At 43.2% G+C, this 22931-nt stretch carries 16 protein-coding genes; 7 read left to right on the top strand and 9 right to left on the bottom strand.

Features of this window, described 5'->3' with window-relative positions; translation table 11 throughout:
• Window positions 1–141: 141 nt before the first annotated feature.
• Both KKOR_RS04485 and KKOR_RS13765 read left to right on the top strand, forming a co-directional pair.
• Window positions 142–2337 (top strand): S9 family peptidase, encoded by a 2196-nt coding sequence (locus tag KKOR_RS04485; protein WP_012800829.1) that lies wholly within the window; start codon window positions 142–144, stop codon window positions 2335–2337.
• A 49-nt stretch (window positions 2338–2386) separates the two neighbouring features.
• Window positions 2387–2695 (top strand): DUF1272 domain-containing protein, encoded by a 309-nt coding sequence (locus tag KKOR_RS13765; RefSeq protein WP_012800828.1) that lies wholly within the window; start codon window positions 2387–2389, stop codon window positions 2693–2695.
• 71 nt (window positions 2696–2766) lie between these two features.
• Here KKOR_RS13765 and serC read toward each other — a convergent pair whose 3' ends face one another.
• Together serC and gyrA are read right to left on the bottom strand one after the other, a co-directional pair.
• The gene (gene serC, locus KKOR_RS04480) at window positions 2767–3852 is read right to left on the bottom strand and encodes a 3-phosphoserine/phosphohydroxythreonine transaminase (protein ID WP_012800827.1); all 1086 of its coding nucleotides are present in this window, start codon (window positions 3850–3852) and stop codon (window positions 2767–2769) included.
• A gap of 66 nt (window positions 3853–3918) precedes the next feature.
• Complete coding sequence (gene gyrA / locus KKOR_RS04475) at window positions 3919–6558, bottom strand: DNA gyrase subunit A (protein ID WP_012800826.1); 2640 nt, start codon at window positions 6556–6558, stop codon at window positions 3919–3921.
• Window positions 6559–6818: 260 nt separating this feature from the next.
• Here gyrA and KKOR_RS04470 point away from each other — a divergent pair, with 260 nt between their 5' ends.
• From KKOR_RS04470 to KKOR_RS04460, 3 genes are read left to right on the top strand one after another with little or no spacing between them, the layout of a single operon-like run.
• Window positions 6819–8153, top strand: coding sequence for a TRZ/ATZ family hydrolase (locus KKOR_RS04470; protein WP_012800825.1), 1335 nt, complete (start codon window positions 6819–6821; stop codon window positions 8151–8153).
• Window positions 8154–8155: 2 nt separating this feature from the next.
• On the top strand, window positions 8156–8875 hold the full coding sequence (gene ubiG / locus KKOR_RS04465) for a bifunctional 2-polyprenyl-6-hydroxyphenol methylase/3-demethylubiquinol 3-O-methyltransferase UbiG (protein ID WP_012800824.1): 720 nt from the start codon (window positions 8156–8158) through the stop codon (window positions 8873–8875).
• A 14-nt stretch (window positions 8876–8889) separates the two neighbouring features.
• Window positions 8890–9555 carry an HAD family hydrolase gene (locus KKOR_RS04460; protein ID WP_012800823.1) on the top strand — a complete coding sequence of 222 codons (666 nt, stop codon included), beginning with the start codon at window positions 8890–8892 and terminating at the stop codon, window positions 9553–9555.
• On the opposite strand, the gene KKOR_RS04455 is transcribed toward KKOR_RS04460, so the two are convergent.
• Genes KKOR_RS04455 through pdsR form a run of 3 tightly spaced genes read right to left on the bottom strand, consistent with a single transcriptional unit; the run spans window position 9545 to window position 15316 of the window.
• Window positions 9545–12583 (bottom strand): EAL domain-containing protein, encoded by a 3039-nt coding sequence (locus KKOR_RS04455; RefSeq protein ID WP_012800822.1) that lies wholly within the window; start codon window positions 12581–12583, stop codon window positions 9545–9547. The two genes, KKOR_RS04460 and KKOR_RS04455, sit on opposite strands and share 11 nt — an antisense overlap.
• A gap of 28 nt (window positions 12584–12611) precedes the next feature.
• Entirely contained in the window at window positions 12612–14624 is a 2013-nt protein-coding gene (locus KKOR_RS04450) for an ATP-binding protein (RefSeq protein WP_012800821.1), read from the bottom strand.
• Entirely contained in the window at window positions 14624–15316 is a 693-nt protein-coding gene (pdsR, locus tag KKOR_RS04445) for a proteobacterial dedicated sortase system response regulator (protein ID WP_012800820.1), read from the bottom strand. Before pdsR ends, KKOR_RS04450 begins: the two co-directional genes overlap by 1 nt.
• Before the next feature lie 105 nt (window positions 15317–15421).
• Here pdsR and KKOR_RS04440 point away from each other — a divergent pair, with 105 nt between their 5' ends.
• Both KKOR_RS04440 and KKOR_RS04435 read left to right on the top strand, forming a co-directional pair.
• Window positions 15422–16171 carry a YciK family oxidoreductase gene (locus KKOR_RS04440; protein ID WP_012800819.1) on the top strand — a complete coding sequence of 250 codons (750 nt, stop codon included), beginning with the start codon at window positions 15422–15424 and terminating at the stop codon, window positions 16169–16171.
• Between the two features lie 19 nt (window positions 16172–16190).
• A complete protein-coding gene (locus KKOR_RS04435; protein WP_012800818.1) occupies window positions 16191–17747 on the top strand; it encodes a Ppx/GppA phosphatase family protein in 1557 nt (518 codons plus the stop codon).
• Between the two features lie 7 nt (window positions 17748–17754).
• Here KKOR_RS04435 and ppk1 read toward each other — a convergent pair whose 3' ends face one another.
• From ppk1 to scpB, 4 genes are all read right to left on the bottom strand, one after another.
• Window positions 17755–19890: a polyphosphate kinase 1 gene (gene ppk1, locus KKOR_RS04430; RefSeq protein ID WP_012800817.1), complete on the bottom strand. Its 2136-nt coding sequence runs from the start codon at window positions 19888–19890 to the stop codon at window positions 17755–17757.
• Between the two features lie 146 nt (window positions 19891–20036).
• Complete coding sequence (rluB, locus tag KKOR_RS04425; RefSeq protein WP_012800816.1) at window positions 20037–20840, bottom strand: 23S rRNA pseudouridine(2605) synthase RluB; 804 nt, start codon at window positions 20838–20840, stop codon at window positions 20037–20039.
• A gap of 445 nt (window positions 20841–21285) precedes the next feature.
• The gene (locus KKOR_RS04420) at window positions 21286–21855 is read right to left on the bottom strand and encodes a response regulator (RefSeq protein WP_012800815.1); all 570 of its coding nucleotides are present in this window, start codon (window positions 21853–21855) and stop codon (window positions 21286–21288) included.
• Window positions 21856–21972: 117 nt separating this feature from the next.
• Window positions 21973–22911 carry an SMC-Scp complex subunit ScpB gene (gene scpB / locus KKOR_RS04415; RefSeq protein ID WP_012800814.1) on the bottom strand — a complete coding sequence of 313 codons (939 nt, stop codon included), beginning with the start codon at window positions 22909–22911 and terminating at the stop codon, window positions 21973–21975.
• Window positions 22912–22931 lie beyond the last annotated feature (20 nt).

Below are 22931 nucleotides of genomic sequence, written 5' to 3'. Positions count from 1 at the left end.
TATCCTTCAAACTCACCAGTATTTCACCCCTTAAGCCTCAAAACATACCTACATTAGCTTATGCTGGATTTTGGTGAATTTAATGGTATATAGTTAGTTCCTCTAAAAAACGTTTATTACCCGTTACAAGGAAGACTTAAAATGAAGTATCTTCTTATATTAATTAGCCTTACTTTAATTGGGGTGGGCATATATTTTGCCACCAGCGACAAAGAGACCTCTCAAGAAGAGCAGACCTTAATTATTGAGACCACTATGAATGACTCTCAAAAAGACAAGTCATTAAAGCCACCAGTAGCGAAGAAAGTACCTCATGAAATGACCATTCATGACGATACCCGTGTTGATGACTATTATTGGATGCGTGACGATAGCCGAACAGATGCTGAGATACTTGCTCATCTGGAAGCTGAAAATGATTATAAAGAAGCTATGCTGGCGGGTACCAAGAGCTTGCAGGAAAAGCTTTACAACGAAATGGTGAGCCGTCTTGAAAAAGATAAGTCGACAGTTCCATATCGTTTAGGTGACTATTTCTACTATGTTCGATTCCAGGAAGACAGCGAATATCCTATTTATGCACGTAAACAGGGTTCGCTTGAAGCAGATGAAGAAATTTTACTTAATGTGAATGAACTAGCTCAAGGACATGATTACTTTAATGTAGCATCCACTGAGGTGAGCCCGAATCACGCTATACTAGCCTACTCCGATGACAGTATTGGTCGTCGTGTTTACACCCTTCGCTTTAAAGACCTCTCTACTGGCCAACTATTGCCGGACACACTTGAAGAGACTGATGGTGGAGCGGTTTGGGCCAATGATAATGAAACCATATTTTATATCCGCAGAGATCCGCAAACATTACTGGGCTATCAAGTTTTCCGCCATAAACTCGGTACAGATCAAGAAGCCGATGTTTTAGTATATGAAGAAACTGATACCACATATTATACCGGACTGACCAAATCATTAGATGGCAGCTTCATCAAGATTGGGCACTACAGCACTGAAACCAAAGGCGAGAGTATTCTTGATGCTAACGTGCCAGACGGTGAGTTCAAAAAATTCTACCCTTTAGAAACAGGGCATGAATACTCGACCTACAAATCAGGCGAATATTTTTATGTACAAACCAATAAAGAAGCTAAAAACTTTCGTTTGATGAAAGTGCATCAAAGTAAACATAATGACTTTTCTGCTTGGGAAGAAGTAATTCCACACCGAGAAAACACACAAATCACGGATGTTAAAGCCTTCAATGATTTTATTGCTTTAACCGAACGGAGCAACGGCTTAACCAGCGTTCGTGTCATGAATATTGAAGATGGCAGCTTTAAGTCTGTCAACTTTGATGACCCCGCCTACGCAGCCCGTTTTTCTACTAACAAAAACTTTGACAGCGAAACGTTGCGTTATACTTACTCAAGTCTAACAACTCCTGACTCAATCTATGATTTTAATATGGTCACTGGAGAAAGTACTTTGCTTAAACAAGACAAAGTCTTGGGTGATTTCGACAGCAACGACTATCAAAGTGAGCGTTTATTCATTGATGCCAGAGACGGTGTACAAGTTCCTGTGTCTCTGGTTTATCGTAAAGATATGTTTAAAAAGAATGGAACCAACCCGCTCTATCAATATGGTTATGGTTCCTATGGCGCAACCATGGATGCGAACTTCCGTTCCAATTGGTTATCACTGCTTGATCGTGGTTTTGTGGTAGCGATTGCCCATATTCGTGGCAGCCAGATGCTTGGTCGCCAGTGGTATGAAGATGGAAAAATGTTCAATAAAATCAATACATTCACTGACTTCATTGATGTCACTGACGGTTTGGTTGAACAACAATATGCTGCCAAAGATAAAGTCTTTATTGCAGGCGGCAGCGCAGGTGGCTTATTGATGGGCGCTGTCATTAATATGGCACCAGAAAAGTACGCAGGCGTTGCAGCTCATGTGCCCTTTGTCGATGTAGTGACGACCATGCTAGACGAGTCCATCCCATTAACTACTAATGAGTATGACGAATGGGGCAACCCCAATAATAAGGACTCCTATGAATATATGTTGTCATATTCACCTTATGACAATGTTAAAGCGCAAGACTATCCTCACATGTTAGTCACCACCGGATTGCATGATTCACAGGTTCAATATTTTGAGCCAATGAAGTGGGTCGCTAAACTGCGTGACTTCAAAACGGATGATAATAAACTGCTATTCCACACCAATATGGAGGCTGGTCATGGTGGTGCTTCAGGGAGATTTAAGCGTCTTGAGCAAACAGCTATGGAATACGCTTTCTTCCTCGATTTGCTAGGGATTAATGATTAAACACATACAAGACCGGCACCTGCCGGTCTTACCTTACAAGGAGTAATATGTGCTGGAGTTAAGACCTACCTGTGAGAATTGCCGCAAGTCTCTTCCGCCTGATTCAACTGACGCCATGATCTGCACCTATGAGTGCACTTTCTGCCGAGACTGCGTTGAAAACATATTAGAAAATGTCTGCCCTAATTGTGGTGGCGGATTTGTTCCCCGACCAATACGCCCTAAAACAGCTTACTTAGAAAATGTATCATTGCAGCACCAGCCCGCAGGAAACAGAGAGGTTTACTCTCCCGTTAGTAAGGAAGCCCATTCCAAGCTTATAGAGCAGCTTGCTGATGTACCGCCAGAGCAACGCTAACCCTGAACTGCAGGTATAAAAAAGGCAGTCCTTTGACTGCCATTTTTATTTACTATATGTACCGATCACGACTAAGCTCTACGCTCAAACTCCTTCATAAAATCTACCAATGCCTGAGCTCCTTCTAATGGCATTGCGTTGTAGATACTGGCTCGCATTCCACCAAAATCACGGTGCCCTTTTAAGGCAAGAAGCCCTTGTTCTTTTGCTTGTAGTAAAAAGGCGCTATCTAAGCTGGGATCACTTAATGTGAAGGCGACATTCATCATCGAGCGTGAGTCTTTTGCAACGGGAGAATGATAAAAATCGGAAGCATCAATCGCATCATATAGTAGCTGAGCTTTTTGCTGATTCAATTGTTCAATCGTTTCAACTCCACCGCGCTCTAACAACCACTCAAACACCAAACTGGCGAGATAGATACCAAAGCTTGGCGGTGTATTGAACAAGGATTTATGCTGCGCCATCAATGGGTATTGAAATAACGATGGAACACGGTGAGTTTGCATTTGTTCGAATAAATCTTCACGAACAATCACCACTGTCATGCCTGATGGGCCAATATTTTTTTGTGCGCCGGCATAAATTAAAGCGTACTGTTCAATGTCAATCGGGCGGGACAAAATGTCGGAACACATGTCGCACACTAACTTTCCAGCGAAGGCTTTAGGTTCCTTTTTGAACTGAACTCCAACAATGGTTTCGTTGGAAGTGAAGTGTAGATACTTTCCGTCTTCATCCAGTTGCCAGTCCGACTCAGGAACAATTGCCAGCCCCTCTTCAGTTTGCTGAAAACCTTGTTGAACATGGATATTGCCAAAGTTCTGAGCTTCTTGAATGGCTTTTTTTGACCAATGAGCTTGCTCAAGATAATTGGCAGTATCATCAGGAGCCAGGAAGTTCATCGGCACCATAGCGAACTGGTGAGAAGCACTACCGTGCATAAATAATACACGGTAGTGATTTGGTATATGAAGTAGTTTTCTAAGATCTGCTTCAGTTTGCTCAAGGAGCTGTCCAAACTCAGGAGTGCGGTGCCCAAACTCCATCACTGAACACCCTTGCCCGTTCCAGTTTAAAAGCTCTTCTTGCGCTCGCTCAAGCACTTCGGTCGGTATGGCGGCTGGGCCAGCGCTAAAATTATAACCGCGATTCATTTCGTTATTCAGATCTCAATTCTATTATATATAAAGTTTGGCAAAATATGAGTAAGCTGATAAAGCTTACTCATCATCACCTGCTTCTTGGCTATCAGTTTCGTCAAGCGATTCTTCATTGTTGGAGGTTTCAACAACTTCGCTTTCTTCAAGCTCATCTTCATCATCTTCATCATCTTCAATTTCAACGATACGTTGCAGACCGACCAATGTTTCACCATCATCCAATTTGATTAAGCGAACGCCTTGGGTGTTTCGACCCATGATGCGAATATCATCAACGCCTGTTCGAATTAAGGTCCCACCTTTGCTGATTAGCATAACTTCATCGCCATCAATGACTGGAACCGCACTGACAACAGCGCCATTGCGCTCGCTCATCTGAATAGAGATCACGCCTTGGCCACCACGACCACGTAATGGATGGTCTTCCATCGCAGTACGTTTACCATAACCATTTTCAGTTGCAGTAAGAACCGAACCATCTTCTTCAGCAACAATCATCTGAATGACCTTAGCGCCTTCAGGTAATTTCATACCGCGAACACCACGAGCTGTACGGCCCATGCCACGCACGTTTGCTTCATCAAATCGAATGACCTTACCGGCATCACTGAACATCATGATGTGGTTGCTGCCATCGGTTTCGACTACGCCGATCAACTCATCATCATCAGCGATCGTAAGTGCAATAATGCCGTTAGAACGAGGACGCGAGAATTGTTCAAGTGATGTTTTCTTAACGGTACCATTCGCGGTTGCCATAAAGACAAACTTGTCTTCCGAGAACTCACGAATAGGTAAAATAGCGTTAATTCTTTCACCGTTTTCCAATGGTAAGACGTTAACAATTGGCTTACCACGCGAGCCGCGACCAGCATTCGGTAATTCAAACACTTTCAACCAATAAACTTTACCGGTTGAGGAGAAACAAAGAATCGTATCGTGTGTTGAAGCGACCAATAACTTTTCAATGAAATCTTCATCTTTCATCTTGGTTGCAGACTTGCCGCGACCGCCGCGACGTTGTGCTTTATATTCTGACAAGGCCTGGTATTTCACATAGCCTTCGTGTGATAAAGTCACCACTACATCTTCTTCAGTGATCAGGTCAGCAATCGTTAAATCTAATTTGCTATCAAGAATTTCTGAGCGACGCTCATCACCAAAGTTTTCTCTAACTTCTTCAAGCTCTTCGCGAATCACTTCAAGTAAACGCTCAGTGCTCATCAAAATGCGCAACAACTCTTCGATAAGACCTAATAAGTCTTTATATTCACCTAGAATTTTGTCGTGCTCAAGACCAGTCAACTTGTGTAAACGCAAATCAAGAATGGCTTGCGCCTGCGCATCTGAAAGTTTGTAGAAGCCATCATGGAAACCGAACTCTGCAGCCAGCTCTTCTGGGCGACAAGCTTCAGTTCCTGCGCGCGCCAGCATGGTGCTAACCTGGCCAGGTTCCCAGCCGCGGCCCATCAATCCTTCTTTCGCTTCCTTCGGAGTCGGCGACTCTTTAATCAGCTCAATGATTGCATCAATATTGGCTAAGGCAATTGCCAAACCTTCCAACACGTGAGCTTTTTCACGCGCTTTACGTAATTCAAAAATGGTACGTCTTGTGACTACTTCACGGCGGTGCGTGACGAAAGCATCAATCGCATCTTTCAAGTTAAACAGGCGCGGCTGATTGTTATCTAAAGCCACCATGTTAATGCCAAATACATTCTGCATTTGAGACTGCGCATACAGGTTATTAAGCACCACTTCAGGCACTTCACCTTTACGCAATTCAATCACCATACGCATACCGTCTTTGTCTGACTCATCACGCAGACCGGTAATACCTTCTATCTTCTTATCTTTAACCAGCTCAGCAATCTTTTCAATCAAACGCGCTTTGTTGACCTGATAAGGCAACTCAGTGACAACGATCGATTGCTTGCCTGATTTTTCATCTGTTTCGACATGGCTACGCGAGCGTAGATAAATTTTACCGCGCCCAGTATGGTAAGCATCTATGATGCCAGCACGACCATTGATGATAGCGGCAGTTGGGAAATCAGGGCCTTTGATGTATTCCATTAATTCAGGAATGGTGATGTCAGGGTTATCGATCAAAGCCAAACAACCATCAATAACTTCTGTTAAGTTATGAGGTGGAATATTAGTCGCCATACCCACAGCGATACCAGAGGAACCGTTGATCAATAAGTTAGGAACACGAGTAGGAAGAACCGTGGGCTCTGATTCAGAGCCGTCATAGTTGTCTTCGAAATCTACGGTTTCTTTTTCCAGATCGGCCAATAGCTGATGGGCCAATTTGTCCATACGGACTTCGGTATAACGCATCGCAGCTGCTGAATCGCCGTCAATCGAACCGAAGTTACCCTGACCATCGACCAGCATATAACGTAAGGAGAAAGGCTGAGCCATACGCACGATAGTGTCGTAAACAGCGGTATCACCATGGGGGTGATATTTACCGATGACGTCACCCACTACACGAGCGGATTTTTTATAAGCTTTATTATAATCATTTCCAAGCACGTTCATGGCGTATAAAACACGGCGGTGAACCGGTTTCAAACCATCTCGGACGTCCGGTAAAGCACGTCCGACGATAACACTCATTGCATAATCAAGGTAGGAAGTTTTTAGTTCATCTTCAATATTGATCGGGAGGATCTCTTTGGCAAGTTCACCCATTGTAAAAACCCTTTAAAATCTGATAGTTATAATTAATTATCACAAACGGTATGGTTTATGTTTTTAAGCGCAAAATTGTAACACAACGCCCTCTTTCAAGCTAATTTTATTCCGCTAAATATCCAGCTAAAAGCCCCGTCATGGCTGGACTTTGACGTGCTATTCACTCTGCATGAAACAAACTGACTAAAAGGTGAGCTTTTGCCACTTGTTAGGTATAATCATCAACCCTAAGTCATTGAAATATTGTAGAGCTGACTGTGAGTCAAACTGTTGAACAAATCATTAGCGCCAAATGGGTTATTCCTGTCAGTGGCGATGGTCAAAAATCGAACAAGGTTCTCAACGATTATTCTGTTGTGGTCGACAAAGGCGTCATTCTTGAGCTAATGCCAACCCCTGAGGTACTCTCAAAATACCAAACCGACCATCATTTTCAGCTGAACGATCACGCCCTCATCCCCGGTTTAGTCAATATCCACACACACGCAGCCATGAGTTTGTTCAAAGGTTTGGCCGATGACTTGCCACTGATGATTTGGCTGGAAAATCACATCTGGCCAGCAGAGCGCGAATGGGTCAGCGATGAGTTCTGTGAAGATGGGCTCAAGTTGGCGATTGCTGAAATGATTCGCTGCGGTACGACGACTTTTAATGATATGTACTTCCAACCCAATATGACCGCAAAGGTTGCTCACACATTGGGAATGCGCGCAACGGTAGGCATGCTGATGTTTGACTTCCCATCGGTCTGGGGTAATGGTCCTGAGGACTACCTTAAAAAAGGCCTGCAGCTGCGTGATGATTACAAGCATCACGAGATGATTCAGTTCGCTTTTGCGCCCCATGCACCCTACACAGTTTCTGACGAACCGCTCAAGAAAATCGCCACCCTGAGTAACGAACTGGGTATTCCTGTGCACATGCATGTTCATGAAACGGCACATGAAGTAAAAGAAGGCTTAAAAAACACCGGAAAGCGCCCTATTAAGCGTTTGCAGGAACTTGGGTTGATGACTCCAAACTTGATTGCTGTCCATATGACGCAGCTGCAACGAGGTGAAATAGAGTTATTGATGCAAAACGGCGTATCTGTTGCACACTGTCCTCAGTCAAATATGAAACTCGCCAGCGGCATATGCCCAGTACAAGAGCTTATAACTGCAGGTGTCAATATAGCGATCGGCACCGATGGAAACGCCAGCAACAATGACTTAAATATGCTCGCTGAGATGAAATCTGCTGCTTTGCTGGGCAAAGTCTTTACCGGATCAGCTCAGGCCTGCTCAGCGCACGATATTCTGCATGCTGCAACCTATGGTGGCGCTAAAGCACTAGGACAGGAAGACGCTATTGGTTCCATTGAGATCGGCAAAGCCGCCGACCTGACGGCCATAAACTTAAACACCATCGAGTCGCAGCCGGTTTATGACCCGGTCTCACAAATCGTTTATACTGCGGGGCGTGAACAGGTCAGCCATGTGTGGATTAATGGTGATATTAAACTTAATAACCAGCAATTGGTCGGAATCGATATTGATGAAGTGATTCAAAGAGCCAATCACTGGAAAAACGCAATTCAAGGTCAAGCCTAATCATGAGTAAAACAACTGAACAGCAAGCGAACGTTGATCAACACGAAATCAACAAATTTGAACAAATGGCTTCGCGTTGGTGGGATAAGGAAGGTGATTTTAAACCGTTACACGACATTAACCCACTACGTCTACAATTTATTCTGGACAACGCGAATGGCTTGCAAGGAAAGAAGGTGCTGGACATTGGTTGTGGTGGCGGTATTTTAACCGAAGCCATGGCCAAAGAAGGTGCTCAGGCAACCGGGATCGATATGGGTGACATGCCACTCGAAGTCGCCAAACTGCACATGCTTGAGTCAGGACTGGATATCGATTATCAAAAAATAACAGCTGAGGAATTTGCAGAGCAACATGCAGGGCAGTTCGATGTGGTAACGTGCCTGGAAATGCTAGAACATGTTCCCGACCCATCCTCCATTATAAAAGCCTGTCGCAAGCTGGTTAAGCCTGATGGTCATGTGTTTTTCTCAACCATTAATCGCAATCCAAAAAGCTTCCTGTTTGCGATTGTTGGTGCCGAATATCTTTTACAAATGCTACCAAAAGGCACGCACGACTTTAAGAAGTTCATTCGTCCATCGGAACTAGAAGCCTGGAGTCGTCCTGCCGGACTTCCTTTCCAGAGTATTATTGGTATGCATTACAATCCGCTGACTAAAAAGTATTGGCTTAGTCATAATGTGGATGTGAACTATCTAGTTCATACTCGACCTGAATAATACTGAGCATATCAATGAGCACTCAACCGCGCGCAGTTTTCTTCGACTTAGATGGTACCTTGTTGGATACTGCGCCTGACATGGCCTTAGCCTTAAATATACAGCGTGAAGTCCATGGCAAAGAGCCACTCCCTTTCTCCGAAGTTCGTCCCTACGTTTCGCATGGCGCTGCTGCCATGTTAAGAATTGGATTTGGCTTAGAACCGCAGCATAAAGAATTTGATGAGTTTCGAAAGCAATATCTCAATATTTATGCTGATAATATCGCTGTGCACACCGAGCTTTTTAACGGCCTGCAAGAATTACTCGAAGGGTTGCACAAAGCCAATATTGCCTGGGGGATTGCCACCAACAAACCTGAGTTTTTAACTATACCTCTACTTGAAGCTTTGAAGTTGCGCAGCTCTTGCAATGCGCTGGTTTGTGGTGATACCGTCAAACCGACCAAGCCACACCCCAATCCACTTTTCTCTGCTGCACAGCAAGCTGGCGTTAAACCCGTTCAATCGGTGTATGTTGGTGATGCCTGGCGTGATATCGCTGCGGGCCGTGCCGCTGGAATGAAAACCGTAATTGCTGAATATGGTTATATTCAACCGGAAGATAATCTTCTTGAATGGCTTGCGGATGCTACTGCGAAAGAATCAACAGATCTGAAAGCCCTGCTTCTTAATCGTTAACACTAGGTTTAGCGATTTTAAACATCTCCATATCAATGTAACCTTTGCGCAAAAGTGGCTCTATGTCTTTTGCTGATTTCGGCCTACTGAATAAAAATCCCTGTCCTAAGTCACAATTATATTTTTGCAGCAAGCGGCACTGCTCTACAGTTTCAATACCTTCAACTAAAGAAACTAATTTAAAACTCTCCGCCAGACGAATAATATTTTTTATAATAAGCTGATTATCTTTTACAGCCTGCTCGGATGCTTGCTTTAAACCCTGAATAAAAGTCTGATCGATTTTTACTAAATCAACAGGCAAACTCGCCAAGTAACTAATTGATGAATAACCAGTGCCAAAATCGTCCAAGCTAATACCGATGCCTAAATCTGAAAGCTGTCGTAGCGTTTGCACTGAATGCTCCATGTCAGCCATTGCAGCACTCTCAGTAATTTCAATGTCAAGTAAAGTACTATCGACCTGGTATTTTTCCAGCGACTGCCGAATATCAGCTTCAAAGCCAGCGCGTTGAATGTCACGAGCAGATAAATTAACAGCAATTCGTGTGTTCAATCCCTTTTCTGACCAATCTTTAATCTGCTTAATCGCGTTATCTACCACCCAGCTGGTCAACTTATAGATCAAGCTATTAGCTTCGGCAATATTAACGATCGTCTGAGGGGAAATATAACCACTTTCTGGATGATTCCAACGTAGCAAAGCTTCTACTGATTCAATAACACCGGTTCTTAGACATACCTTAGGCTGATAAAACAACTCCAAAGACTGATCATCAATGGCTTGTACTAACTCACGCTCCAAGTTAATTCTATAACTTATACTTTCGCTGTCTTGTGGCTGAAAGAAGGTATATTGGGTACTGAGATTCTTAACCCGCCCCACCGCGATTTCTGCGCGGCTTAATAGATCCTCTGCACTATCTGCATCTTCAGGAAAGCGAGCGATACCCGCTCTAATGGATACTTTTAAATCCAATTCACCAATACGAATGATATTTTCAAAAGAAGACAATATTCGCTCGACAAGCTGTGATACTTCAAAGGGCTCCTGCTCAGTTAGTACTACCGCAAATTCATCATTACCCGAGCGAGCAATAAGATCGAACTCGTCCAAATTTTCACGAATGACTCTAGCAACATAGTGCAAAACTTGATCACCTACCCAGTGCCCCATTGCATTGTTAATGCCATTTAACTGAACAATATCAAAGTAAACCAAGCTGATTGATTGAGGCTCTTTTTGGTAGCGTTTAATTTGCCGCTCAATTTGCTGGCGCAAGAAGTGTCTATTGGGTAACTCAGTTAAGGCATCATAGTTAGAGATTTTATAAATTGATTGCTCTGCACTTTTCTTATGACTGATATCTCTGAAATTACTGATAATACCACTCACTACAGGGTCATCCAGTAGGTTGATTAAGGTATTTTCAACCCAGATGAGACCACCATCTTTCTTTACCAAGCGATAGTCAGGAATTCGATAAATTTGATTGGGATGCGCCATAGCCCAGTGCCATGCCTTGCGAACCAGTTCTAAATCGCTAGGGAAAATAAAGTCTATACCGGTTTTATTGGTTACATCTTCAGCCTTATAGCCTAATAGTTTTTCAACACTTTTAGACAGGAATTGGACGCGGCCCTTCTCATCGTAAAGAACTATGCCATCAAATGCATTTTCAACCAGAGCCCGATAATACTCTTCTTTGTTAATGAGTTCCCGCTCCATCACTTTACGATGCGTGATATCGCTGATAGTCCCAACTTCAATTAAAGGCTCACCCTGACTGGTTCTCTTTACTATTTTGCAATGATTCTTTAACCAAACCCATTCACCCTTGGCGTTCTTAAAACGCCCCTCTGACTTGATGACTTCATCAGAGTTAGAGTTCATAATTTTAGCACCACGTTCTTTTAGAATATCAGAGTCGTCTGGGTGGATGATTTTTAATACTGAATCCCAACTTTCAAACTCATCACCGCCATATCCAAGGTAGCGTGCAAAGCGATCCGCCCCATCGATGATCAAACCTTTTTCAAAATCAAACACATAAATCACATCCGGAGAGGTATTGATAATATCCTGCATGAATCTCTTTGATGTATCGAGCTCATCCATTACTTTCTGGCGCTTTGAAACATCACGCGCTACTGCAATAATATTATCATCGCTTAACAGTCCTACTTTGACCTCTACAGGAAAAACGCTGCCATCTTTTCGTTGATGTTTGCACTCAACAATGATCGGCTCACCTGGCCGTAAACTTTTATAGAACTCAGTACCGCTGGTGATGTTTTGCCCACTGTTTATATCGATGTCTTTCACTCGCATCTGCAAAAGTTGTTCACGCGAGTAACCTAAACTAAGAACTGCCTGCTGATTCACATCCAAGAAACGTCCCGCCTGATCATGGATGAAAATACTATCACTGGCTTGTTCCATAAGATTTCGATAAAAAATTTCTTTATCGCGCAGTTTTTTCTCATCGAACTTTAATTTTTCAATGGTTAGGTTCAGCTTTTCGCTGGATTGGTATTGTTTAATAAGGTAAGCAACCATTGAAGCAATAGTTTCGACATAACGCGCATCCTGCTTGGTAAAAAAGGCCTTATCGGGGTGCTCCATATCGATCACCCCAATCAACTCATCATTCAACACAATAGGAACGCACAGCTCGGAATAATTTTTTTGTAAATCCTGAACGAATACTTTACTTTGATCAGTATCATCAACGCGCATGGTCTGTCGATTTTTAGCTGTATAGCCGATAATGCCTGAACCAAGTTTGACGGGTTTGAGTTTGAAAGATTCTTTTTCACTGATCCCTTGCTTACGGTAGGAATAGCAAATAAGGTCCTGGTGGCTAGCTTCATATAAAAATAGTGCGCAATCAAAACTCTCAAGTTGTGAGAATATATGCTCCACAATACGATCAAGCATGCCTTGTAAGTCATCGGCTTTGGCGATACTCACTGCAAGTTGTTGAATTGACGTTAAATGATTGGCCTTAATAGATTCAAATTCCATAACCTACCCTCATCCCCATCATAATACCTTAAGGAGATGCGGTAAAATGTTTATTTCTCCAGACAATATTGATGGAGACTCCCGATACTTCAACCTCATTTTCAGCATTCACCTTAGCGCCATGAAAACTGGCTATCAGTCTTGCAACATATAACCCTAAACCTAAATGCTGATTACTGTGCTTGCGGCTTGAATGCATCAAACTGAACACATCATGCAGGTTTTTCTTAGCAATATTAGGGCCAGCATTGCTAACACTTAACACCAGCTGTCGATCTTTACGCCGCAGCGAAATCTTTATAGGTTTTGACTTATCATCAAAGTCTACCGCATTTGAAATCAACTTATCCAGCATCTGGACAAACAGATCTTTGGAACCGAGAACCCGCGCCTCCTCCACACCAAGAATTAATTCGAATGCATGGTCCGCCCAATTGGTTCTATAAGCTACAATCAAGTCTTGCAAAACAGGAATCATGTCAAAAGGCTCCTTGTCAGCACTTCGAATGGCCTGTTCGAGCCTATTGGCTTCACTCAATCGGCTAATGGTCTGACTCATTCGCACCGCCCCAGACTGTGCATTGTCAATCAGCTGCAACTCATCCGCCGATAAACTTTCACGATTAATATTGTCTAGTGAGCTTCGAATGATGGCGATCGGTGTTCTCAACTCATGATTTAGTCGGGAAGCCAACTTCTCCTGATAGTCGTGATATTGCTTGAGACGGTTAGTCAAAAGCGAAAAACTATTAGTCAGATCGGAAACCTCATCATCATACTCTTCATCCATATCAATCACATAACGTATCTGTCCTTCTTCGCTGATTGACCCCTCAGTTAAATCCCTAAGCTCCATAATGCGCTGACTATAGCGACGGCTTTGCTTCACCACCCACCAGATGAATATGCCCCAGATAAGTCCCAATAACAGCAAAAAACGTAACCAAAAGTCGCGTAGCAGTAGTTTTTCATTAACAGGCGAAGACTCAAGGATCATAGCGCCAACGACTTGCTGGTTACTATAAAGCGGCTTATAAACACGCGAGAAGGCAGATAGTTGGGGCTCGTTAACTAATTCGCTCTGAGTACGTCCAGTCAGCGCCAAATCCAGGTTAATACTCGATATGCTCTTTTTCCCCAGTAAGCTATCGCTGGTACCTTCTTCGATTGCCGAGGACCAGATTCGATTGCGCCAATTAGCTCGAATATTGGTATGCAATTGTCCAAATTGATATAAAACTTCACCTTGATTATTGGTCAAAGTCAGTCGATATAACTCAGGCTCAAGCAAGCTTAACACACCGCTTTGCAGCCTACTGTGCAAGCTTAGCGATTCAAAATCAGTAAAAGAATAGATCCCCTGCAAAGCCACTCCGCTTTGCGCACGATCTATATCGGTAATTTCAGCGGAAATGGTCTTGCCCACCAGGCTCTGTGGCACCCGAAATTCCAGCTGGTAACCTTCGGTGCGCTCTTGCCATACTGCATATATTGGCGTGACCTCCCGATAGCCGTCAGCGGTTTGTCGCAGCGCCGGTACTTTACCGGGAGCCATAGGCATAAATTGCATTTGGTAGGAACCAAGCACTAAAGTGATTTTATCGGATAAGTCAGTGAGATCGAGGCGTTTTCGATAAACGATAGAGTTATCTTCTACCTCAAACAATCCGTATACAAAGTCTTTATCTTCTATCACCGTCAACTTGGCATCTTGGCCAAAATTACGAATTCTGGTAGTGGCTGATTGGTAGGGATACCACTCATCGGAAAAACCATCGATCAACAGTGCTGTTTCCTTGAGTGCGATTGGGAATTGCTTTTGCTGAGTAGTATTGAGGAATTGTTGCTTCAGTGTTCTATCAGTTTGCAATAGCTGATTGACAAAGCCACCAAGAATTTGAGCCTGCTCTTTGCTCTGGTCCAAAGCATTTCGCTCGATATCTTTCTCAAATTTTGCCAATAACAACCAGCTGATAAGCGGAATCAAAACAAATAACAGACTCAGCAGCAGCAGGCGGCTTGTTAAAGACAATGAATTCATTAGCGATGATTCCAGCGATACCCCATACCATAAACGGTCTCGATGGAATCGAACTCATGATCAATGCGTTGGAATTTCTGGCGAATGCGCTTTATGTGTGAAGTGATTGTACTGTCGTCGACTACAGCCTTAACCGCTTGCATCAATTGGTCACGATTTTTAACGTGTCCCGGTTTTTGGGCCAAAGCATTAACAATCCAGAACTCACTCACTGTTAGATCAACCGGCGCTCCTTTCCAGGTCAGCGCCAAGCGCTCATTATCAATTTCCAGGTCACCAACCGTTTGTACACTGTTGCCCGATCCAGGAGAATTAATACTGTCTAAACGGCGAAACAAAGCAGAAATTCTCGCCAGTAAATGCGGCATACTGATGTCTTTGGTTAAATAATCGTCAGCTCCCAGGCGCAAACCAGAAATAATATCGAAGTCACTGTCTAGCGCAGTCAGAAAAATGATCGGCAGCTGTGACGACAGTTGTCGCAAGTTACGACAAACTTCAAAACCAGCCTCAGAATCATCTCCCAACCCAATATCCAGCAAGACTAAATCTGGCAGGCGCGTGCTGAACGCAGTTGTAGCCTCTTTTTTTGTGCCATAAATCATGACTTCATACCCAGCTTTTTTCAAAGCCATGCTGTAGTTCTGCTGTAAAATGGGTTCGTCTTCAACTAAAGCGATTCGTTTTGCCATAATGCGTTAAGCCTTATTTTCGCCAGTCACTGCGGACTATTCGTTAATCTTCAAGTAAGGTAGAATACCTGAATTCCTTGAACCAATCTATTGTAAGAAGCTTCCATGCAAGATTATCAAGCCACACCCGATTTATTAAAGAATAAAGTGATTTTAGTCACTGGCTCAACTTCTGGCATTGGCAAAGAAATTGCCATGACCTATGCCAAACATGGTGCAACGGTGATTCTCCTATCCCGCGACACGCGCAAGCTGGAGAAGGTTTACGATGAAATTGAAGCAGCTGGCTACCCACAACCTGCTTTCCTGCCCGTCAATCTACAAAATAATGATCCACAGCAATATCAGCAAGTTGCTGACGTTATCGAAAAAGAATTCGGCCGTCTTGATGCTTTAGTGCATAACGCAGGTGATCTCGGCTTACTTTCTCCGATTGAACATTTTGACGAAGAAACCTGGTTTCGAGTCATGCAGATTAATGTTAATGCAGAATTCTTATTAACCAAATACTGCATGCCATTGCTACGCAAATCCGACGATGCATCCATTCTATTCACCTCTTCCGGAGTAGGCCGTCAAGGTCGCGCCTATTGGGGAGCTTATGCAGTATCTAAATTCGCAACTGAAGGCTTGATGCAAGTGTTGGCGGATGAATTGGAAAGTGCCAACATTCGCGTGAACAGTATCAACCCTGGAGCAACCCGCACAAAAATGCGGGCCAATGCCTATCCTGGAGAAGACCCAAACACACTACCCACTCCAGCGGATCTGATGCCAGCTTATTTGTGGCTAATGGATCGCGAGGCATGCCCCAAAACTGGTCAGGCAATCAATGCCAGAGATTTTATAAAGTAATTCACAAGGAACCATTAATTTGAATTTCACGGGATTAACAGAGGATGCTATCAAGGAGCAGTTTGAAGCGGCAGAGCAGGCACAGCCAATTCAATATGCTGCAATCGATTTAGGCTCAAACAGCTTCCACTTGGCCATCGCAGAATACGATGGCCATTCATTCCGTGTTATTGGTCGCCTTAAAGAAAAAGTTCAGCTTGCCAGTGGTCTTGATGACAATGATATTCTTTCGCAAGATGCCATTGAGCGCGGTTTGAACTGCCTGAAACTGTTTCAGGAGCGAATCAAAAATATCCCTGCTAAATACACCAAAGTTGTCGCGACCTACACTTTGCGCGAAGCTAAAAATGCTAAAGAATTTGTTGAGCCCGCAGAAATCATACTAAATAACCCCATCGAGATTTTACCCGGCAAAGAGGAAGCCCGATTAATTTATGAAGGGGTGTCACATAACCATCCCGATATTGAAACTGCCTTGGTAGTAGACATCGGTGGTGGTAGTACCGAAATTATATTAGGTGATAAATTTGAGCCGATAAACCTGGATAGTTTATCGATCGGTTGTGTCACCTATCAACGTTATTTTCCCAATGGTGACATTAACGACAAATATTTCGAGAATGCGATTCTAACCGCAGCTGCCGAAATATCACGTATCGAAAAGCGCTACCTCTTTTCAAGTTGGCAACACTGTCTCGGCTCTTCTGGAAGTATCGAAGCAGTCTATAAAGTATTAGTTGAGCTAGGCTTTGACGAAGGCTTCATTCGACCAAGTCATTTACAACTTCTTAAAGATCAATTGATCCAGATGGGTCATCTGGAAAAAATTACTTTTAGTGGCTTATCGCTCAGCCGTCAAAATACTTTTGCGGTGGGACTGGCGATACTGATTGCTCTGTTTCAAGAGCTCAACATCGACAAGATGTATGTGGCCAATGGCTCATTGCGTGAAGGAATTTTAATTGAGCTCGCTGAAGAGTTAAAAGGCAATGATAACCGACATCATACTGCGCTATCACTTATGAGTCGCTTTAATGTAGATCAGGATTATGCCATCCAAGTCAAAAGTGCTGCTCAGCATATTTTCGAGCAGGTTGCTGACACCTGGAAAATTAACCATCCTATTTATAAAAACTATTTAGACTGGGCCTGCTTATTGCATGAGATAGGCTTATCAATTAGCTTCTCGAAATTGCGTCTGCATAGTGCTTATATTGTACAGTATGGCGACATGCCTGGTTTCAGCCAGCAAACAAAGGAGTCCTTGGCTGCCATCATCGCGAACCAACGCAAGAAACTCTACCCAGAACAATTTGATAATAAGTATGATCCAGCCCATGCCCTGCTCGCAATTACACAAATTTTACGCATCGCAATCTTGCTCAATATAAAGCGCGATCAAGATGATATCTCTGGCTTAACTTTTGAAGCTTCTAACCACAATCAATTAACCATCCGAATACCACAGCGATGGGCCTACAAACATCAGTTACTATTAGCTGAGCTAAACAAAGAAAAAGCCTATCTTGAATATCACAAGATTCAATTGGATTGGATTGTAGAAGGCACTAAATAATCAGCTTTCAAGACAATTTGGCCAATAACAGATCGTGTAGTTTCTTGCTATTCTTAACATGATTAAAGTAATAATCGCCATCAGCGTGCAAGTGCCAACTCTGAATTTTTTCTGATGTCATCAGCTTTAATTCTTTGATCATTTGTTGCTTTGCTGGTGAAGCCAAAATCGGGAAGCAAGTTTCAACACGATAATAGAGATTACGCTCCATCCAGTCTGCAGAGGCAGCATATACATGCTCAGCACCATCGCCATAGAAATAATAAACCCGAGAGTGCTCAAGAAAACGACCAATGATAGAAATAACTTCTATATTGTCTGATACACCCTCAATACCAGGCCTTAAACAGCAAACACCTCGTACAATCAATTTAATTTTAACACCAGCAATTGATGCTCTATAAAGTGCTTCGATTAATGACTGGTCAGTTAATGAATTTACTTTAATGATAATTGCCGCTTTTTTCCATGCCAGAGCATGCTCAGTTTCGGCCTGAATCGACTTCATTATATTGTCGTGTAATGTAAAAGGCGCATGCCATAATTTATGAAGTTGATATACCTTGCCCATGCCCGTTAACTGTTGAAACACTTTATGTACATCTTCACAGATTTCAGGATCACTGGTTAACAAACTGTAATCTGTATAAAGCCGTGCATTGCCTGCATGATAGTTGCCTGTACCAAGATGAACAAAACGAGTTAGGTGCTTCTTATCTCGCTTCACAATCAACGTCATTTTGGCGTGAGTTTTATACCCTACAACACCATAAACCACCAATACTCCGGCTTCTTGCAACTTCTGGGCCAACTCAATATTGGAAGCCTCATCAAAGCGAGCGCGGAGCTCAACTACTGCAGTCACTTCTTTACCTGATTGGGCGGCTTCTATTAAAGCCTCAACAATCGCTGACTGGCTGCCTGTTCGATAAAGGGTTTGCTTGATAGCCAAAACTTCTGGATCACTGGCTGCCTGGCGCACAAAATCGATTACGGGTTGAAAACTTTGATAAGGATGATGCAGAAGTACATCGCGTTCTGATACCACGTCAAAAACACCACGACGCTGAATATCATCCGGCACTTTCGGTGTAAATCCGTTGAACTTTAAATCAGGTCGTTCCACCAGATCGGGGAGTGAAATTAATCGATTTAGATTAACCGGCCCGTTAACACGATATAAATCATCGGGAGTTAAATTACATTTTTGCAACAGAAAGTTGACGATCTTGTTTGGGCAGGACTCCCCCACTTCCAAACGTACCGCAGCGCCAAAATTACGCGACTGCAATTCACGCTTGAGCGCGCTGGCTAAATCTTCTATGCCCTTCTCCTCTAGCAACAAGTCGCTATCGCGAGTTAATCGAAACTGATAACAGCCGCTAATTTCCATGCCCGGAAATAAGTCTTCTGCAAATTCAGAAATGATCGCGGACAAGTACACAAAGTTATGCCCATCACTACCACCTATCTTTTCAGGCAGTTCAATAATTCGAGGTAATGAACGCGGCATGTGCAATACAGCAAATTCAAGGTCGCGACCAAATGCATCATTGCCATGAAGATGTAGTAAAAAATGCAAACTTTTATTAACCAACCGAGGAAAAGGATGTGTCAGATCAAGGCTAATCGGACTGATAACCGGGGTAACTTGTTGCTTAAAATATTTCTTAAGCCATTTGTATTGCTCGTCATCCCAATGCTTGGGCGATAAGAAATGAATATCTTCTTCAGCAAGTCGTGGTAATAATTCTTGATTAAAAATTCGGTACTGCTCTTCCACCAGCTTGTGAGCCTGCTCGTTTACCTGACGCAGTACTTCTTCCGTCGAGAGTCCATTGAGGCCATAACGAGACTCGCCACGAGCCAAACTATGACGCAATCCAGCAACCCGCACTTCAAAAAATTCATCAAGATTGTTACTGCAGATAAATATAAAACGCATACGCTCAAGCAATGGGATCGATTGATCTAGCGCTTGCTGCAAAACCCGCCAATTAAAAGCCAGTAGGCTCAATTCGCGATTAAGATAATATTCGGGATGGTTTAAATTTATTTTATTTAAATCATCCATCGACAAAGCCGACTTTAGTGGCTTATCGTCTACGGTAACAGTAGATGATTTATCAGCAGCGGATCCCATAGCTTTCCTTGAGTGGTTTAAATAAGCTGTAACCACTCAATAATAGCCTTTAACAGATATTAAAACTAGGGGACTCTATGACAATTTGATGGCGGTTGAACTCGTTCTGATACAAGTCCAACCGATGATACTATGAAGGGAATAAATTAACGCTTCTTCCAGATGTTTTTTTTCTGACGTTTTTGAACTTCGGGACGAGCACGGCGAGGAGTGACTTCCAGTTCAACTAATTTAGCCAAATCATTGATTTCTTGTTCTTCCAAATCAACCCATCGACCACGACTCAAACGTGTCGGTAAACTAATTGGGCCATATTGGACGCGCATCAAACGTGATACTTCAACACCTTGAGATTCCCACAACTTACGAACCTCACGATTTTTGCCTTCGGCTAAACCAACTTCATACCAATGATTCGCACCTTCTCCACCTTTATCCTGTACATAAGTAAATTGGCACGTATCACCTTCGATCAGGACACCCTTTGTCAGATTGCTAATCATTTCAGGAGTTACTTCGCCATGCACACGCACCGCATATTTGCGCTCGACCTGATAAGATGGATGCATCAAGCGATGTGCAAGTTCACCATTATTGGTGAACAGCAAAAGCCCGGTAGTGTTAATATCCAAACGACCAATACTGATCCAACGACCGAAACTCGTGTTCGGTAAATTATCAAATACAGTCGCCCTTCCTTCCGGGTCTTTCTTAGTCGAAACCTCACCCAAAGGCTTGTTGTAGGCTAGGACACGAGTATAGGTTTCTTCTGCAGATATGATGCTAATAATACGGCCATCCACACGAATAGTGTCTTTATCAGTCGCCCTCTCACCGAGCTTAGCAATCGAGCCATTAACACTGACACGCCCGCCCTCAATCCATTTCTCGATTTCACGACGAGAACCAAGACCGGCATTAGCAAGAATTTTCTGTAATTTTTCAGACATGATGTTACCACTTCAAGAATATAGCCGCATTTTAAGGTCTAGAAAGGGATCAGTCGAGGAATATCAGGAAACAATTGTTCTTAAAAGGTGGTTATGGCCTAACCATAAACTTAAGAAGCCTGACGTTTAGCACCAATTACCCCTTTATATTGAGCTAAGACACGTACAAAATATAGCAATCAAAATCGTGGATGATTTTGATAAGAATTTTCAGCACAAGGATGTGATGTAAATTCTGGTGCGTTAAGTATTTTGGGAGTGGCGCAGGAAGTCACACGAAGTGTGGCCTCAATATCGGGGTGGTCTTCTTTTGGTTACTTTTCTTGACCACGCAAGAAAAGTAACTCGCCAAGTGGCGAAACTTTGAGCATTAGGAATGCGTTAAAATAACATGGATTCCCGCCTTCGCGGGAATGACAATTTGAAAATCAAAATAATTATAAACTTAAACAGCGGCTTTAGCTCTAAATCCTGTGCGTCTGAACACGCAGTCTTCATCCAATAATCGGTCTATTCGTCTAAATACTTCAAATCGATTAAATGGCTTCCGCATGAAATCATCAGCTCCGATACGCTCTGCATAATATGTTTCAGTGGCCTGAACGTTTCCACTGATCATTATTACAGGGATATCACGAGTTCGCGGATCTTTACGCAATTGGCGTAGTGCTGCAAAACCATTCATGCCGGGTAGAACGATGTCAAGAAAGATAAGGTCGGGCTTTTCACGAAAGGCAGCTTCTAAACCTTTCTCGGCATCCAATGCAGGATGAACGTCATAATGGTTTTGCAAAAGCATTTTACGAAGAGCAACTTGAATGGTTTTGGAATCATCGATGACCAGAATTTTACTGCCGGGAGCGGCACTGCGACGGCGTTTGGTGCGACGCTCAACGGTTAAACTGCCGTCAGCACTCTGCTTTAATACTTGCTGACTATTAGAGTCGTCACTATGACCTAGGCCGCTAATCTGGCGATGGTCAACCAAAGTGCGCAATCTGTTTATAATATTCAATGCTTCCCCCGACTTAACTCACAACATCACTTACATTCATGAAAATGATTGTAAAACAGGGGTTATTATAATTTTATGGAATATTAAAAACCTAGATCCAATTATCAATTAGGTTAATTAATGGATCGGATAACTTGCTTTTTGTTCCGAGTCTGTGTCAGAGCTCTCATCTTCAAAGTCATCATTATGATTGTCTTCGAACTCAGTGCTATCCAGTTCAGTACCGTCAAAGTCTGTTTGATCCTCTTCTAGCGTCTCAATCCCTTCTGGGTGTTTATCATAATCAAGTGATTCATCAGCCTGCTCAATACCTTCGTAACCTTCTTCGCCAGAATCAGGATCAATAGTCTCTGGATCGATAGTCTCATGCCCAACAGTTTCTGGCTCTGCACTCTCTGGGGCGCTTGCATCTGGTTCGTCAATATCCGATTCAGACGAGCTATCATCAAGCCCTTCTGTTGCGTTTGCATGTTCAGATGCCTTCTCCGATTCATCATCGCCATCAAACTTGAACTCAGGGTTCAAGTTATCCAAATCTTGCAACTCAGATAATGAAGGCAACTCATCCAGACTTTTCAGATTAAAGTAATCCAGGAAACCTTTAGTGGTAGCGTAAAGCGCTGGTTTTCCAGGTACATCACGATGCCCAACAACCCGAATCCACTCACGCTCCAGCAGGGTTTTAACAATTGATGAACTGACACTGACACCTCGAACCTGCTCAATATCACTTCGTGTAGTAGGCTGGCGGTAAGCTATCAATGACAAGGTTTCCAGGAGCGCACGCGAATAGCGAGCTGGACGCTCTTCCCAAAGACGAGCAATCCACTCAGCATAGTCCTGGCGTGCCTGATAACGGAAACCACTGGCTACTTCGACCAGCTCAATACCACGGCCTTCCGCTTCCTGCTTTAATTGTTCCAGAGCCGTTTTAATTTGCTCTGGCTTAATATTTTCATCCTCAGCAAATAGCTCCAGTATCCTATCTTTTGACAAGGTACTACCGGCAGCTAAAAGTGAAGCCTCAATAATGCGAACGATTTTTTCTTGATTCATACTCACTGCCAATCAATCCA

This window comes from Kangiella koreensis DSM 16069 (assembly GCF_000024085.1).
Taxonomy (GTDB): Bacteria; Pseudomonadota; Gammaproteobacteria; order Enterobacterales; family Kangiellaceae; genus Kangiella; species Kangiella koreensis.
Note: the sequence above shows the minus strand (reverse complement) of the source record. Positions and strands in the feature narration are given on the sequence as shown.